General features: G+C 59.9%; 14 protein-coding genes. 11 read left to right on the plus strand and 3 right to left on the minus strand.

Translation table 11 applies throughout. From position 1 onward, the window contains the following. Positions 1 to 17 precede the first annotated feature (17 nt). The gene (locus EKM04_RS20190; protein WP_174155840.1) at positions 18 to 1004 is read left to right on the plus strand and encodes a LacI family DNA-binding transcriptional regulator; all 987 of its coding nucleotides are present in this window, start codon (positions 18 to 20) and stop codon (positions 1002 to 1004) included. A gap of 71 nt (positions 1005 to 1075) precedes the next feature. On the opposite strand, the gene EKM04_RS20195 is transcribed toward EKM04_RS20190, so the two are convergent. Next, the gene (locus tag EKM04_RS20195) at positions 1076 to 1762 is read right to left on the minus strand and encodes a GntR family transcriptional regulator (protein ID WP_183893031.1); all 687 of its coding nucleotides are present in this window, start codon (positions 1760 to 1762) and stop codon (positions 1076 to 1078) included. Positions 1763 to 2077: 315 nt separating this feature from the next. Here EKM04_RS20195 and EKM04_RS20200 point away from each other — a divergent pair, with 315 nt between their 5' ends. From EKM04_RS20200 to atzF, 10 genes are read left to right on the plus strand one after another with little or no spacing between them, the layout of a single operon-like run. Then, positions 2078 to 3205, plus strand: coding sequence for a BMP family ABC transporter substrate-binding protein (locus EKM04_RS20200; RefSeq protein WP_183893033.1), 1128 nt, complete (start codon positions 2078 to 2080; stop codon positions 3203 to 3205). Between the two features lie 21 nt (positions 3206 to 3226). Continuing rightward, positions 3227 to 4354, plus strand: a complete 1128-nt coding sequence (locus tag EKM04_RS20205; RefSeq protein ID WP_183893035.1) for an ABC transporter permease — start codon at positions 3227 to 3229, stop codon at positions 4352 to 4354. Positions 4355 to 4356: 2 nt separating this feature from the next. Continuing rightward, positions 4357 to 5283: an ABC transporter permease gene (locus EKM04_RS20210; RefSeq protein WP_174155841.1), complete on the plus strand. Its 927-nt coding sequence runs from the start codon at positions 4357 to 4359 to the stop codon at positions 5281 to 5283. A 13-nt stretch (positions 5284 to 5296) separates the two neighbouring features. After that, positions 5297 to 6313: a formamidase gene (locus EKM04_RS20215; RefSeq protein WP_183893037.1), complete on the plus strand. Its 1017-nt coding sequence runs from the start codon at positions 5297 to 5299 to the stop codon at positions 6311 to 6313. Between the two features lie 10 nt (positions 6314 to 6323). Then, positions 6324 to 7025 (plus strand): biuret amidohydrolase, encoded by a 702-nt coding sequence (gene biuH / locus EKM04_RS20220; RefSeq protein ID WP_183893039.1) that lies wholly within the window; start codon positions 6324 to 6326, stop codon positions 7023 to 7025. Continuing rightward, positions 7025 to 8080: a cyanuric acid amidohydrolase gene (gene atzD, locus EKM04_RS20225; RefSeq protein ID WP_183893041.1), complete on the plus strand. Its 1056-nt coding sequence runs from the start codon at positions 7025 to 7027 to the stop codon at positions 8078 to 8080. Before biuH ends, atzD begins: the two co-directional genes overlap by 1 nt. A gap of 1 nt (position 8081) precedes the next feature. Next, on the plus strand, positions 8082 to 9632 hold the full coding sequence (locus tag EKM04_RS20230; RefSeq protein ID WP_183893043.1) for an ABC transporter ATP-binding protein: 1551 nt from the start codon (positions 8082 to 8084) through the stop codon (positions 9630 to 9632). Then, the gene (locus EKM04_RS20235; RefSeq protein ID WP_183893045.1) at positions 9632 to 10300 is read left to right on the plus strand and encodes a cysteine hydrolase family protein; all 669 of its coding nucleotides are present in this window, start codon (positions 9632 to 9634) and stop codon (positions 10298 to 10300) included. Before EKM04_RS20230 ends, EKM04_RS20235 begins: the two co-directional genes overlap by 1 nt. After that, positions 10293 to 10646, plus strand: coding sequence for a cupin domain-containing protein (locus EKM04_RS20240; protein ID WP_183893047.1), 354 nt, complete (start codon positions 10293 to 10295; stop codon positions 10644 to 10646). Before EKM04_RS20235 ends, EKM04_RS20240 begins: the two co-directional genes overlap by 8 nt. After that, positions 10646 to 12436, plus strand: a complete 1791-nt coding sequence (atzF, locus tag EKM04_RS20245; RefSeq protein ID WP_183893049.1) for an allophanate hydrolase — start codon at positions 10646 to 10648, stop codon at positions 12434 to 12436. Before EKM04_RS20240 ends, atzF begins: the two co-directional genes overlap by 1 nt. A 137-nt stretch (positions 12437 to 12573) precedes the next feature. On the opposite strand, the gene ssuD is transcribed toward atzF, so the two are convergent. Beyond that, entirely contained in the window at positions 12574 to 13743 is a 1170-nt protein-coding gene (ssuD, locus tag EKM04_RS20250) for an FMNH2-dependent alkanesulfonate monooxygenase (protein WP_183893051.1), read from the minus strand. A 29-nt stretch (positions 13744 to 13772) separates the two neighbouring features. Next, entirely contained in the window at positions 13773 to 15200 is a 1428-nt protein-coding gene (locus tag EKM04_RS20255) for an FAD/NAD(P)-binding protein (protein ID WP_183893053.1), read from the minus strand. Positions 15201 to 15211: the final 11 nt, after the last annotated feature.

Consider the following 15211-nt stretch of genomic DNA (forward strand, 5'->3'; position numbering starts at 1 on the left):
ACGACAGGACGCCGACGATGGCCGATATCGCGCGCGCGACAGGCGTGTCACCGATGACCGTCTCTCGCGCTTTCAAGGCGGGTGGCCTGGTCAATACCGAAACCCGTGACGCCATCTTGAAGGCGGCGGAAGAGCTCGGTTATGTCTTCGATTCCACAGCGTCGAATCTTCGCTCGAAAAAAACCGACTTTATCGCCGTCACGATACCGTCGATCAACAACGCCAATTTTGCAGATACGGTTGGCGGATTGTCCGATGTGCTGAGCGCGCAAGGTTTTCAGATCCTGCTTGGTTACACCAATTACGACATGCAGGAGGAAGAGCGCCTGATCGAGAATCTTCTGCGCCGTAAACCGCAGGCAATTGCCGTGACAGGTGGAAAGCATACGCGACGCGCACAAAAATTACTGGAGAATGCCAATATCCCGGTCATCGAAACCTGGGATGTCCCGGCAGAGCCAATTGGCCATTATGTCGGCTTTTCAAACGCGGATGCCGTGCGCAGCATGGTCGATCACTTCATAGAGGTTGGATATCGCCGCATCGCCTTTATCGGCGGCGATGCCAGCCGAGATACACGCGGCACCAACCGCCGCCACGGCTTCATCTCGGCATTGCGCGACCACGGGCTTGATCCCTTCCGGCTGATCGACGCAGGCCCGCCGCCGATTTCCATGCGGGAAGGCGCCAATGCCATGGCACGGCTTCTGGACGAATTTCGCGATACCGAGGCGGTGATCTGTGTCTCCGACCTCTCCGCCTTCGGGGCTTTGACAGAATGTCAGCGCCGGGAAATCTCAGTACCGGAGCAAATCGCCATCGGCGGGTTCGGCGACTACGAGATCGGCGGTATTTCGGTCCCAGCGCTCACCACCATCAATGCACACGCCCGCATGATTGGTGAGCGGACGGGGTCCCTTATCCTTGACCTCTTGTCGGGCAAGGACAGCGTTCCGCACGTAACCATTCAGCCGCAGCTGATTGTTCGGGAAAGCAGCTTGTAGGTGGTCGTCCCGTAGCGCCGTGATTCAATGGGATTCAATTGCAGAACGCGCCCCTTGAACAAGGAAGCGCTTCAGGCGGGATGAGGTGGCTGATGTGCAATGAAGACTGAGCTTGCGTCGCTGACGATTTCGACATGGAGATAGGCGGATTGGCCGGCTTTGACGCTATCGCCGTTCAGGATCGCAGCGACGATGGTCGCATGTTCCTCATAGGATTTGGCAAGGCGCCCGGGCAGGCGGAATTGGGCACGGCGGAAGGGGGCGAGACGCGCGCGCGTCTGCATGACCATGTCCGCAATGTGATCGTTATGAGCGCCCCGATAGAGGCGGTTGTGAAATTCGATGTTGTAGGTCGCATAATCTTCGTCCGCTTCGGCAGAAACGATATGCTTCGACTGGTGATGCTCGACTTCCAATAAATGCCGTTCTTCCGCTGTCATCCGTTCCGCACATAGCCGAGCGCAGATCGCCTCCAGTTCGGCCATCGCCTCGAACATGGAATGCAGATAGACACCGGTCACGTTGGTGACGACCGCGCTGCGGTTCGGTTCGCGCTCAACGAGACCCATCGCGCCCAGCTCTCTCAAAGCTTCGCGTACCGGTGTTCTGGAGACTTCGAAACGGGCAGCCAAAGACCCTTCGTCCAGTTTCGTTCCGGGCGGCACTTTGCCGGTGACGATCATGTCGGCAATCGAGCGCGTCATCTGCTCGACGGTGGTTCCGGTTCGAATGACCTCTTTGCGTCTGATCTGTTTCACGAGATTCGCCTGCCTTCCCTCTGGGCACACACATGAAGCCCGCTACCTGAGATGTCAAATCTGATCCGGGCATCGACGAGGTTGCACGCAAAACCAAACCAGTTCGGCGCATTGGGCGCCCAGGTTTTTGCGGCGCGTTGAACCAGGGCGGCGCCTAATTATTCATCTTCGACCATGATTAATCTGTATGCACTTTTTGCATTCGGAGCAATCTATAGAAATTTATCCATCAATTTCAGGTATTTGGATTCTGGCACGCACATTGCATGCACTTTTATGCGTATGCAATTCGCCGTAGCCCCAGGGAGCATCTCGATGACCAAATTCCTGCCCATCAATCGCCGCCACTTTCTCCAGACCTCGGTTGCCGGCGCTGTCGCCGGGCTGGCACCGGGCTTTCTTGGCACCCGTGCCTTTGCCCAGACCGCATTGACCGTCGGTTTCATCTATGTCGGTCCGAAGGACGACTATGGCTACAACCAGGCCCATGCCGAAGGCGCTGCGGTCGTAAAGGCAATGCCTGGCGTCACACTGATCGAAGAGGAAAACGTTCCGGAAACCGTCGATGTTCAAAAGACCATGGAGTCGATGATCAATCTCGATGGTGCCACGCTTCTCTTCCCGACATCCTTTGGTTATTTCGACCCACATATGTTGGCTATGGCTGCAAAATATCCTGATGTTCAGTTCCGCCATTGCGGCGGTTTGTGGCAGGAGGGCAAACATCCCAAGAATACCGGCTCCTTTTTTGGCTATATCAGTCAGGGCCAGTATTTGAACGGCATTGCGGCTGGCCACGCCACAAAGAGCAAGAAGATCGGTTTCGTCGCTGCCAAGCCCATCCCGCAGGTGGTGCAGAACATCAATTCCTTCCTTCTGGGAGCACGGTCCGTCGATCCGGCGATCACCTGCCAGGTCATTTTCACGGGCGAGTGGTCACTTGCCATCAAAGAGGCGGAAGCAACCAACGCTCTGATCGATCAGGGCGCCGATGTCGTGACCTGCCATGTCGACAGTCCGAAGGTCGTCGTCGAGACGGCTGCGGGACGTGGCGCCTTCATCTGCGGCTACCATGCCAACCAAAGCCCGCTGGCCCCGGAAAAATACCTGACCGGTGCCGAATGGGCCTGGGGCAACGTCTACAGCAAATTCATTGAGCAGGCGCAGGCCGGCCAACCGCTCGGCAACTTCGTGCGCGGTGGCCTCAAGGACGGTTTCGTCAAGATGAGCCCGCTCGGCCCCGGCGTTTCGGAAAAAGCGAGGGCTCAATTCGAAGCAACACTTGCCGAGATGAAGACGGGCAAATTCTCCGTGTTCAAGGGGCCGTTGAAGGACAACAAGGGCAACGAGGTCGTCGGCGCCGGAAAAGCCTTTGCCGAGGATGCAATCGAGCTGGAAAGCATGGCCTATCTGGTGGAAGGCGTTATCGGCTCCACCTCCTGATTGGCAAGCGGGGAAAGCACCATGACTTTAGAGGCGAACCATCGGGCTGTCTCCACAACGCCCGAACATCCCTCCACGCTGCGGCCGCTTCTCGCCTGGTTGGCGCGAAGTGCCGAGCCCGTGGCGATTACCGTCTGTGCGGTTGTTGCCGGGCTGGCGCTTTTCTCGCTTTTCATTCTCGCGATCGGCAAATCGCCGCTCGTGCTCTTTCAGCTGATGTATACCGGCGGTTTCGGCAGCTGGTTTTCGGTTCAAAACAGCCTCAGTCGCGCAGCGCCGCTGCTTTTGACGGCGCTCTGCGTGGCGCTGCCCGCCCGGTTGGGGCTGACCATCATCGGGGGTGAGGGGGCGGTCGTTCTGGGTGGCGTGGCGGCGGCTGCCGCGGCCTTGCCACTCATAGGGGTCGCACCACCCGCCGTCGTGCTTTCGGCAATGGCGATCGCCGCCATGGCCATGGGCGGCTTGTGGATTGGTTTCGCCGGCTTCCTGCGCCACTATCGCGGCGTCAACGAGACGATCTCATCGCTGCTTCTCGCCTATATCGCGATTGCGCTGATGAACCAGTTCGTCGAGGGGCCGTTGCGCGATCCGGCAAGCCTCAACAAACCTTCGACTGCTCCTCTGCCAGCCGAATACATGATGGGACATATTCCGGGCATGGACGTTCACTGGGGGCTCGTCATTGGCGTCGTCGCCTGTATCGTTTCCTGGGTTCTCATTGAAATCACAAGCGTCGGTTTCGCCGCCCGCATTGCCGGGGGAAATGTGCGGGCCGCGCAAATTCAAGGCCTGCCTGTCGGCAAACTCATCGTTGGCTTTACCGCTATTGCCGGTTCCCTGGCTGGTCTTGCCGGGATGATCGAGGTCGCAGCGGTTCAAGGTAGCGCCAATGCCACGATTGCTGCCGGCTATGGCTATACCGGCATCCTCGTTGCCTTCCTCGCCCGCCACAACCCTTTGGCGATCATACCGGTTGCGATTTTGCTGGGCGGCATCGATGCGTCAGGCGGCTTGATCCAGCGGCGCATGGGGCTGCCGGATGCCACGGTTCTCGTTTTGCAGGGGACACTCTTCGTCGTGATCCTATTGTGCGAAATGTTTTACGGCCGCTTCAAAGTCTTCAATCCCGACCTCTGGAAAAGGAGCTGATGATGGACGACACAGGTATCGGCATATGGGGTGTGCCACTGGCCATCCTCTCGGGGGCGATCCGTGTCTCGACGCCCTTCATCTTCGTCAGCCTCGGCGAGACGATCACCGAACGCTCCGGTCGCATCAATCTGGGTCTTGAGGGCACACTCGTCTTCAGCGCCATGACCGCCTATGGCGTGGCCGTCATGACCGGCTCGGCATGGCTTGGTGTTCTCGCCGCCATGGCAGCCGGTGCCATGTTCGGCCTGCTGCACGGCTGGATCTGCAAATTTCCCAAGGTCAACGACATCGCCATCGGTATCGCGATGATGCAGTTCGGGCTTGGGCTGGCATTTTTCCTGGGTAAATCCTTCATTCAGCCCGTTGCGCCAAAACTGCCGTCGATCCCGTTGGGCGGCTGGTCGTCGCTGGGGCAGGTACAGGCGGCACTCAACATCAACGTCCTCTTCTTCATCGGTGCAGCGCTTGCCCTTTTTCTTCACTGGGCTCTCAAGAACACGAAGACAGGCCTCATCCTGCGCGTCGTCGGCGACAGCACCGATGCCGCCCGCGCCATGGGGATCAACCCGGATCGTGTCCGCCTGCTTGCGACAGCTGCGGGCGGAGCACTGGCGGCCATCGGCGGCGCGTATCTCTCACTGTTTTATCCCGGCTCCTGGAACGAGGGGATTTCGTCCGGGCAGGGCCTCATGGCCGTTGCTCTGGTCATCTTTGCCCGATGGAACCCGATGGGCTGCTTTCTGGCGTCCCTCCTGTTCGGCGGCGCGGGCGCGTTGGGCCCGGCGCTGCAATCGGTGGGGGTCACACAAGGCTACTATCTGTTTTACGCCGCTCCCTACGTCCTCACACTCGTCATTCTGATCGTCACATCGTCGCCCGTGCGGTCCATGGTCGGTGCGCCGGGTGCGTTATCCCTGACAAAATGAAAGGAACACGATCATGAACGGTCTTGGTGGTCTCAATAAATCCGAACACGGCGTCGGCATTGGCCTTGTCCAGTTGCAGCTGCCCCTCACGGTGACGAAGGCGGATCTTGCCGCGCAAACACAGGTGATCGTCGATCTCGTCGCCAAGGCCCGACGAAACCAGCCGGGCATGGATCTGGTGGTGTTCCCTGAATATGCCCTGCACGGCCTGTCGATGGATATCAATCCCGATATCATGTGCACGCTTGACGGCCCGGAGGTCGCGGCCTTCAAGCAAGCCTGCCGCGACAATGCGATTTGGGGCTGCTTTTCCATCATGGAACTGAACCCCGGCGGCATGCCCTATAATTCCGGCATCGTGATCGATGATACCGGTGAGGTGAAGCTCTATTATCGCAAGATGCACCCCTGGGTGCCGGTCGAGCCCTGGGAGCCGGGTGATCTCGGAATTCCGGTCATCGACGGTCCCAAGGGTGCCAAGCTGGCGCTGATCATCTGCCACGATGGCATGTTCCCGGAAATGGCCCGCGAATGCGCCTACAAGGGCGCCGAGATCATGATCCGCACGGCGGGCTATACAGCCCCGATCCGCGACAGCTGGCGTTTCACAAACCAGTCCAATGCCTTCTGCAACCTGATGGTCACAGCCAATGTCTGCATGTGCGGCTCTGACGGCACCTTCGATTCCATGGGTGAGGGCATGATCTGCAATTTCGACGGTTCGATCATCGCCCACGGCACGTCCGGCCGCGTCAACGAGATCATTACGGCGGAGGTTCGACCGGACCTCGTGCGCGAGGCGCGGCTGGGCTGGGGGGTGGAAAACAACCTCTACCAGTTCGGGCATCGCGGCTATGTGGCCGTTGCGGGCGGCGCGCAGGATGCGCCCTACACCTACATGCACGACCTCATCGCCGGACAATACCGCCTTCCCTACGAGGCCGCCGTGAAAGTGACGGATGGCACCTCCTGCGGTTTTGACAAGCCCGTCAGGCGCTATGGCGAAACCTCGAAACCCGATGGCAAATAGGAGAGATATCATGGATGCGATGGTTGAAACCGCGAGGCACTATATCGACGCCGATCCCTATCCGTGGCCCTATAACGGCGCGCTGAGGCCTGATAACACAGCGCTCGTCATCATCGACATGCAGACCGATTTTTGCGGCAAGGGCGGTTATGTCGATCATATGGGCTATGATCTGGCCATGGTGCAGGCGCCGATCGAACCGATCAGGACAGTGCTCGCCGCCATGCGGGCAAAAGGCTACCACATCATCCATACCCGCGAGGGACACAGGCCTGATCTTGCCGACCTTCCAGCCAACAAACGTTGGCGTTCGCAGCGTATTGGCGCTGGTATCGGCGATGCTGGGCCCTGCGGTCGTATTCTGACGCGCGGCGAACCGGGCTGGGATATCATTCCGGAACTTTACCCGATCGAAGGCGAAACCATTATCGACAAGCCCGGCAAAGGCTCCTTCTGTGCCACGGACCTCGACCTGATTTTGCGCCAGAAGCGCATTGAGAACCTTATTCTCACCGGCATCACCACCGATGTCTGCGTATCGACGACGATGCGCGAGGCGAATGATCGCGGCTTTGAATGCCTGTTGCTGGAGGATTGCTGCGGCGCGACCGACCACGGCAACCATTTGGCAGCCATCAAGATGGTGAAGATGCAGGGCGGGGTTTTTGGCGCGGTCTCCCATTCTCAAATTCTGGTAGAGGCGTTGCCCTGATGTCGTCCATGCGTGCCCATGTCTATCGCGTGGCGGCAGACGCACCGGACGACGTTTCCGGCGTCGAGGCCCTGTTTGCTCAAGGCCTCGATCCGCGATCCGTCGTTGCCGTTCTCGGCAAGACCGAAGGCAACGGTTGCGTCAACGATTTCACCCGTGGCTATGCCAGCCAGAGTTTCGAGGCGCTGTTTCGTCGCTACGGGATCGAAGGCGTAACAGCCGTGATGTCGGGTGGAACGGAAGGGGCCCTGTCGCCACACTGGACGGTTTTTACCCGCAGGGCGGTCGAAGCTCCCGGCGAACGGGCGCTTGCCATCGGCACGTCCCGAACGCCGAACCTGCCGTTTCATCATCTTGGCCGACGCGAACAGGTGCTGATGGTGGCAAACGCTGTGTGCGCCGCCATGCACCAAGCTGGCATAGAAAACGTTGCCGATGTTCATTTCGTCCAGATCAAATGCCCGCTCCTCACCCTTCGTCGCATCGAAGAGGCGCAAGCCGCGGGAGAGACGGTCGCCACCCGCGACACGCTGAAATCCATGGGGCTTTCTCGGGGCGCATCCGCACTGGGCGTCGCGGTCGCACTGGGCGAAGTCGATGCAGCCGATATCGAGGACGCGGATATATGCACCCGCCATGACCTGTTCTCCGGTCGCGCCTCGACTTCGGCGGGCGTCGAGCTGACGGATCACGAGATCATCGTGATGGGCATGGCGGATGGATGGTCTGGTCCCTTCGTCATGGACCATGCTGTCATGCAAGACGCGATCGACACGGCCTCGGTGCGCGCGGCGCGCGAGCGCCTGCCAAGCGGTGCGCGGCTTGCGGCGGTTCTTGCCAAGGCAGAGCCCGATCCTTCCGGCAGGGTCCGTGGCAAGCGGCACACGATGCTGGACGACTCCGACATTTCCGGCACCCGTCATGCCCGCGCTTTCGTCGGGGGCGTTCTGGCAGGTGTCTTCGGCATGACCGACCTCTATGTGTCCGGCGGCGCTGAACATCAGGGACCACCCGGCGGCGGCCCCGTCGCCATCATTGTCGAAAAGGAGAGTTGAGTTGAGCGTCATTCGCGATACGCCCCTTCCGCCGGCTGGCCGCGCCGTTGGCATCCAGACCCTTGGCGTAACGATGCGCTTTGGCAGTTTCACCGCGCTCGACAACGTTTCGATCGATATTCCGGCGGGCAGCTTCCATGCGCTTCTGGGTGAAAACGGCGCGGGCAAGTCGACGCTGGTCAAGTGCATCATGGGTTTCTACCACGCCACGTCAGGCTCGTTGTCCGTCAATGGCCGCGAGGTCTCCATCGTTTCGCCCAAGGATGCCGCTGCCTATGGGCTGGGCATGGTCTACCAGCATTTCACGCTTGTGCCATCGCTGACCGGTGCCGAAAATCTCGTCATCAGCAGGGCAGAAGTGCCTGCGGTCATCAACTGGGCGAAAGAGCGGCGAGATCTGGCCGCCTTCATGGAGCGCATGCCCTTCCACATTCCGCTGGAGCGCCCGGTGAGCGAGCTTGCCGCCGGTGAGAAGCAGAAGCTGGAAATCGTCAAGCAGCTCTATCTCGGTCGATCCTTTCTGGTGCTGGACGAACCGACGTCGGTTCTGACACCGGCAGAAGCGGACGAGACGCTGGGCCTCGTGCGCGCAATGACCGAACGGGGCGAATTGACCGTTCTGATGATCAGCCACAAATTCCATGAGGTCACGAAATTTGCCGATTCCGTTTCCATCCTGCGACGCGGCAAGCTGGTCGGAAGCGGCAAGATTGGCGATCTGTCCAAAGCCGATATGGCGAAAATGATGATCGGCGATGTGAAGCTGGCCGAACTCGACAGCCGACTACCGGTCCGTGAAGGGGCTAAACCCGTGCTGAAGGTCGAGGGCGTCAGTGCACCCGATAGTTCGGGGTTGAAAACCATCGACATCGGCGATCTGACCGTTCACTCTGGCGAAATCGTCGGCATCGCTGGCATTTCAGGTAACGGGCAAAAGGAGCTTGGCGAAATTCTGGCCGGGCAGCGGCCGACCACGACCGGTCGCGTCATCGTCAACGGCCATCCTTACGGTGCGACACGCGCTGAGACCCGCAAGAACAATGTCCGCTTCATTCCCGAAGAGCCGTTGCAGAATGCTTGCGCTCCGAAAATGACCGTCAGCGAAAATCTGGCGTTTCGAAGCTTCGATCTGAAAGCCAGTGGCAAGATCGCGCTGTGGCTGAACAGGGGCGACATGCGCAAGAAAGCGACCGCACTCATTTCCGATTTCAAGGTGAAGACCGCGTCCTCCTCTTCGCCCATCGCCGCACTCTCGGGCGGCAATGTCCAGCGCGCTGTTCTGGCGCGTGAACTGAGCGGTGATGTCGACCTTCTGATCGTTTCCAATCCCTGCTTTGGACTCGATTTTTCGGCCGTGGCCGAAATCCGTGCGCGCATCATGAAGGCGCGCAATGCCGGAACCGCCGTGTTGCTGTTGTCGGAAGATCTCGATGAGTTGCTGGAAATGTCGGATCGCATCCTGGTCATTTCGGAAGGCAAGCTGGTCTATGAAACACCGGCGCGTGGTGCAGATACGGCTGTCATCGGCGCTCACATGGCGGGACATCACTGATGGTCGATATCAAAGCCGAACCTTTCGCTTTTCCCGCGCGACGCGGCGAAGTGGCCCTTATCGTCATCGACATGCAGCGCGATTTTGCAGAGCCTGGAGGCTTCGGGGCTAGCCTCGGCAACGATGTGAGCGCGATCGCCAAGATCGTCCCGGACGTCAAACGTCTGATCGAGGGGTTCCGCGCAGCTGGCCTTCCCGTCATTCACACGATGGAATGCCACCGGCCAGACCTCTCCGATCTACCGAGAGCCAAGCGCGATCGCGGAAATCCCTCGCTGAGAATTGGAGATCACGGCCCGCTGGGGCGGATCCTGATTTCCGGTGAACCGGGCACCGCCATCCTGCCGGAACTGGCACCGATTGAGGGTGAAGTGGTGATCGAAAAACCTGGAAAAGGGGCGTTTTATGCGACGAATCTGGACGATGTACTCAGATCGAAGGGTGTCACCCAGCTTGTTTTTGCCGGAGTGACGACGGAGGTCTGCGTGCAGACGACGATGCGTGAAGCGAACGACAGGGGTTTCGAGTGCCTTCTGGCGGAAGATGCGACTGAAAGCTATTTCCCCGACTTCAAGGCGGCTGCGATCGCAATGATCCGCGCTCAGGGCGCCATCGTCGGCTGGACAGCGAGAATTAACGACATTCTGGAAGGGATAGCCGATGCCTGAAACAACACGGTCATCACTGACATCGGGCGGATGGAGGGAACTGCCGTTCGAAGCCTTTCGCGATGGCGTGACGATCCACTGGATCCGCCGCTTCGAGGGGGAGCAGCCGGGCGTAGCGCTTCTGAAATATGAGCCGGGCGCAACCGTGCCGCTTCATCGCCACGAAGGCCTCGAGACCATTCTGGTGCTTGATGGCATCCAGTCGGACGAGACCGGCGACTATGATTGCGGCAGTTACATCGTCAACCAACAGGGTTCCGAGCACTCCGTTTGGAGCGCAACGGGATGTGTGGTGCTGATCCAATGGGATCGGCCGGTGACAATATTGAAACAGGATATGGCTTGATGCAAACGATACCTTCGCTGGATATCAGCGCGTTGCAGACGTTCTACAAACAGGGTGGCCGCGTTGCCGACATCGTGGAGACGGTTTTTGCCCGCATGTCCGAGATAAACGATCCCGGCATTTTCATCCATATCGCGGACAAGCAGGCTCTGCTTTTAGAGGCGGCCAGGCTGGGTGAGTACGATCCGGACAAGCCGCTCTTCGGTGTCCCCTTTGCCGTCAAGGACAACATCGATGTCTTGGGCATGCCGACCACGGCGGGGTGCCCCGACTATGCCTATCATCCGGACAAGGATGCGACCGTCGTTCGGCTGCTGAAAGACGCTGGCGCCATCGTCATCGGCAAAACCAATCTCGATCAGTTCGCGACCGGTCTCGTTGGCGTTCGCTCACCTTATCCCATTCCCAAAAATGCCATCGACCCATCGCTCGTTCCGGGCGGGTCGTCATCCGGATCAGCAGTTGCCACGGCTCACGGTATCGTCAGCTTCGCGTTGGGCACAGATACGGCCGGCTCCGGGCGCATTCCTGCGGGTCTCAACAACATCGTTGGCTTGAAGCCGAGTGTCGGAGCGCTATCGACAACAGGCGTCGTGCCTGCCTGCCGCACACTGGATTGCGTTTCCATCTTCGCCCTGACCGTGGATGATGCCCTGGCGGTGTTTTCTGTGACTGCGCAATATGATGAAAGTGATGCCTATTCAAAAGTCCTGCCAGCCAAAGGATATGGGTCCGCCCCTCCGGTTCTGAAGATCGGCGTGCCCGCTCGGCAGGATTTGCAGTTCTTCGGCGATGAGGCGATGGCGGCGGCCTATTCCGATGCCCTGAAGACGCTGGAACGGTTTGGGCACACGCTTATCGAAATGCCATTCACCGATTTCTACGACGTGGCCAACCTGCTCTACGAGGGAGCGTGGGTCGCGGAACGCTACGCCGCCGTGCAGGCGTTCATGGATGCAAAAGAGGAAAGCTTTCATCCGGTCACACGCAAAATCTATAACGGCGCAAAAAACCTCACCGCTGCCGACGCCTTCAAAGGCTTTTATGCCCTGCAAGCGCTTAAGAGAAAGGTGAGCCCCGTCATCGCTTCGGTCGATGTGATCTGCGTGCCGACGGCACCGCGTCACTACACGCTTGCAGACCTGGAAGCGGAACCGATCCGTGAAAATTCTCGCCTCGGCATCTACACGAATTTCGTCAATCTGCTCGACATGTGCGGCATCGCCGTGCCGACCGGCACGCGGACCGATGGCCTTCCGGCAAGCGTCACGCTGCTTGCGCCATCCGGCAAGGATGGGCTGGCTGCAACGCTTGCACGGGAGCTTCATAAAGCCAGCGGCCTTGCACTGGGAGCAACCGGATGGCCGCAAGCCGCGCCCAAACCAGTGGTCGAAGTTGACGAAGATCTCATTGAGCTGGTCGTTGTCGGCGCGCATCTCTCGGGCATGCCCCTCAACCATCAGCTCAAGGATTTGAACGCGGTGTTCAGCCGTCAGGCAAAGACGCAGGATTGCTATCGTCTCTACGCCCTTTCAGGCACGACACCGCCCAAGCCGGGCATGGTGCGGGTGGATGAAAGCGATGGCGGTGAAATCGAGGTTGAGATCTGGAAGCTCACACCTTCGGCCTTTGGCACGTTCGTCGCAGCCATCCCCGCGCCACTCGGCGTCGGAACCGTGTCATTGGCCGATGGGACGTCTGCAAAGGGCTTTCTTGTGGAGCCGATCGCGCTAAAAGGGGCGCTGGACATCACGGATTACGGAAGTTGGCGCACATATTGTGCCGGTTGAGATGGCCTTAGCCAGACCAGCTCGAACCGCGTGTGCGGGTCGGAGCCACCCTGATGGCGACGGTCGCAGCTGATTCCCGTCAGGAACAGGCGCGACCGTCCGGAGTCCGGCAGTCCGGGCCGTGGCGGGCTCCCTTTTCAGGAGCCCGAGGCGACCTTGACGTTACCGCCATGGCCGCCGCCGCCAAAGACCTGGGTTTTGCCGAACGACGAGCGGATCTGGCCGCGCGGGCCTTCCAGTCCAATTTCGGGGAACAGGAGTTCGGAGACGCGGTAGGCTTCTTCCAGGTGAGGATAGCCTGACGCGATGACCGTATCGATGCCGATCTCCTGGTATTCACGCAGACGTGCGGCGATGGTCTTGGGCGATCCGACCAAGGCCGTGCCTGCGCCGGAGCGGACAAGGCCAATCCCAGCCCAGAGGTTTGGTGAGACTTCCAGCTTGTCGCGGCGTCCGCCGTGAAGTGCCACCATGCGGGCTTGACCGACGGAGTCGGAATTCTTCAGGAACACCTGCTGTGCAGCGGTAATCGTTTCGTCCGATAGTTTGGAGATGAGGCGATCTGCCGCTTCCCAGGCTTCCTCATCCGTCTCGCGCACGATGAAATGCAGGCGAATGCCGAAGGTTACCTCTCGACCGACAGCAGCGGACGCTTTGCGGACCTTCTCGATCTTTTCGGCCACCTGTGCTGGCGGCTCTCCCCAGGTGAGATACTTGTCAATGATGCCAGCCGAGAAATCGATGGCCGCATCGGATGAGCCGCCGAAATAGATCGGTGGGCGTGGTTCCTGTACGGGTGGAAGGCCAAGTTCGGCATGGTGGGCCTGAATATATTTGCCATCCAGATGCGCGCTTCCTGTTTCGATCAGCTTGTTGAACACCTGGAAGAATTCGTCCGCATGGTCGTAGCGCTCGTCATGCGGCAGGAAAATGCCGTCGCCCGCCAGTTCCTGCGCACTGCCGCCAACCACGATGTTGAGCAGCAGCCGACCGTTGGAAACGCGGTCCAGAGTTGCCGCGAGACGCGCATAATAGGCGGGCGAGGCGACGCCGGGGCGGATGGCGACGAGGAATTTGAGGTTCTCGGTATAGGCAGCAAGATTGGCGGCCAGAATGAAGGACTCCTCGCATGCCACACCGGTGGGAATGAGCACGCCGGAATAACCGAGGCGATTGACCGCCTGCGCGATTTCGCGGAAATAGGCAGGGTCCGAAGGTCGGGCCAGATCGTCCGACCCGAGGTAGGAGCCGTCACCGGAGGACGGAATGAACCAGAGAAAATCGAGGGGCTGCTGAGTTTTGGCCATGGTGGGCATCCTTATTGTCAGTCAAACCGTCAGACGGCGTGCATGTGCTTCGGAAATTTATGATGTGTGCTCACGGCGTCGGCCACTTCCCGGGCGACGAAGACGGCATGTTCGGTCACTTGCGGCAGGCCCATCAGTTCCCCGAAGGTTCCCCGCGCCAGCGGCCCTGCGATCAGCAGGTTCCCAATCGGTTCTCCCTTTTGGTCCAGCGCACGCGCATCGAGATCGCAGGCAATGCCGAGACCGGTTTCGCAGGCGCTGATCAAACCCTGTTCTGCAAGCCCGGCCAGAAAGGGCTGGGACTGGAGAATATGCTCGTGTGCGGGACCCGTCGTCACCACGATGGCGTCGAAGATGTGGTCTTCGACGCCGGGCTTGTCGCGTGTAGACAGCGTAACGCGGAATGCATCTCCGGCTTGTGCCACCTGTTTCAGCCGCGCCGCGCGGATGCTCAAACGCCCCGCAGCAATGGCGCGATCCAGCGTGTCTTCCACTTGGGGCGCAATGCGGAAACGGTGCGCATCCCAGAACGGACGCGCAAGGCGCACGATGCGCCGTCGTTCGACGACGGGAAGCGCTCGCCAGATGGCAAAGGCCTGCGCGCGAACGGCATCCAGCACCGCATGCCAGGTCAAGCCCTCAGCTTCGGCTTCGTTGATCGAGCGTCGGATTCTGTGCAGCAGCGCCGAGGCTTTTGTTGCAGGCTGAGACGAAAAATCACCAAACGGTTCCTGCACATTCGGTGCGTGACCACGCGAACGCAGACCGCGACGCGATACCGACAGGATGTTGCCACGATGGCCTCGCTTCTCCAGTGACGCGACGACATCGGCTGCGGTCAGTCCGTTTCCGAGGATGAGCACCTGATCATCTGACGCAATCGCATCGAGGGCGTCGGGCACCGTTACATTGGCAACCAGTTTCGGGTGGTTTGAGAACGGCATCAGCGGGCGCAAAAGTGCAGGCGATGGATGGCTGGCAGCCAGAACCACGAATTGCGCTCGCAAGGTGCGACCACTGCTATCGCGGATGTCCCAGTCCTGACCCGAGGCGACGATGGAAGTAACCTCGGCCTGGCGATGTTCCACGGCGCCCGATGCCAATAGCGGCGCGATTTCTGAGGCGATATAGTCTCCAAAGACCTGACGGCGCGGGTAAGGCAGGCCGTCGTGACCGGTCAGCGTCGGATCGGTCACATGTTCATCGGTCGTTGCGAGATACCGCAGGAAGCTTTCGGGATCATCGGGGTAAGCCGACATGCGTCCGGCAGGGACGTTGATGCGGTGGGCTGCGTCGTGTGTGCTGTAGGCGAGGCCTGAGCCCAGGCGTTCGCGCGGGTCATAGACCACGATACGCACGTCACACGCGCTCAGCGCGTTCAGGTGCATCGCGAAAGCCGCGCCGCTAAAGCCACCACCGATGACGGCGACGACAGGCAACTCCGAGACCTGCGGCATATTACACCCCA

Origin of the sequence: Rhizobium skierniewicense Ch11 (genome assembly GCF_023757665.1) — a bacterium.
GTDB lineage: Bacteria > Pseudomonadota > Alphaproteobacteria > Rhizobiales > Rhizobiaceae > Agrobacterium > Agrobacterium skierniewicense.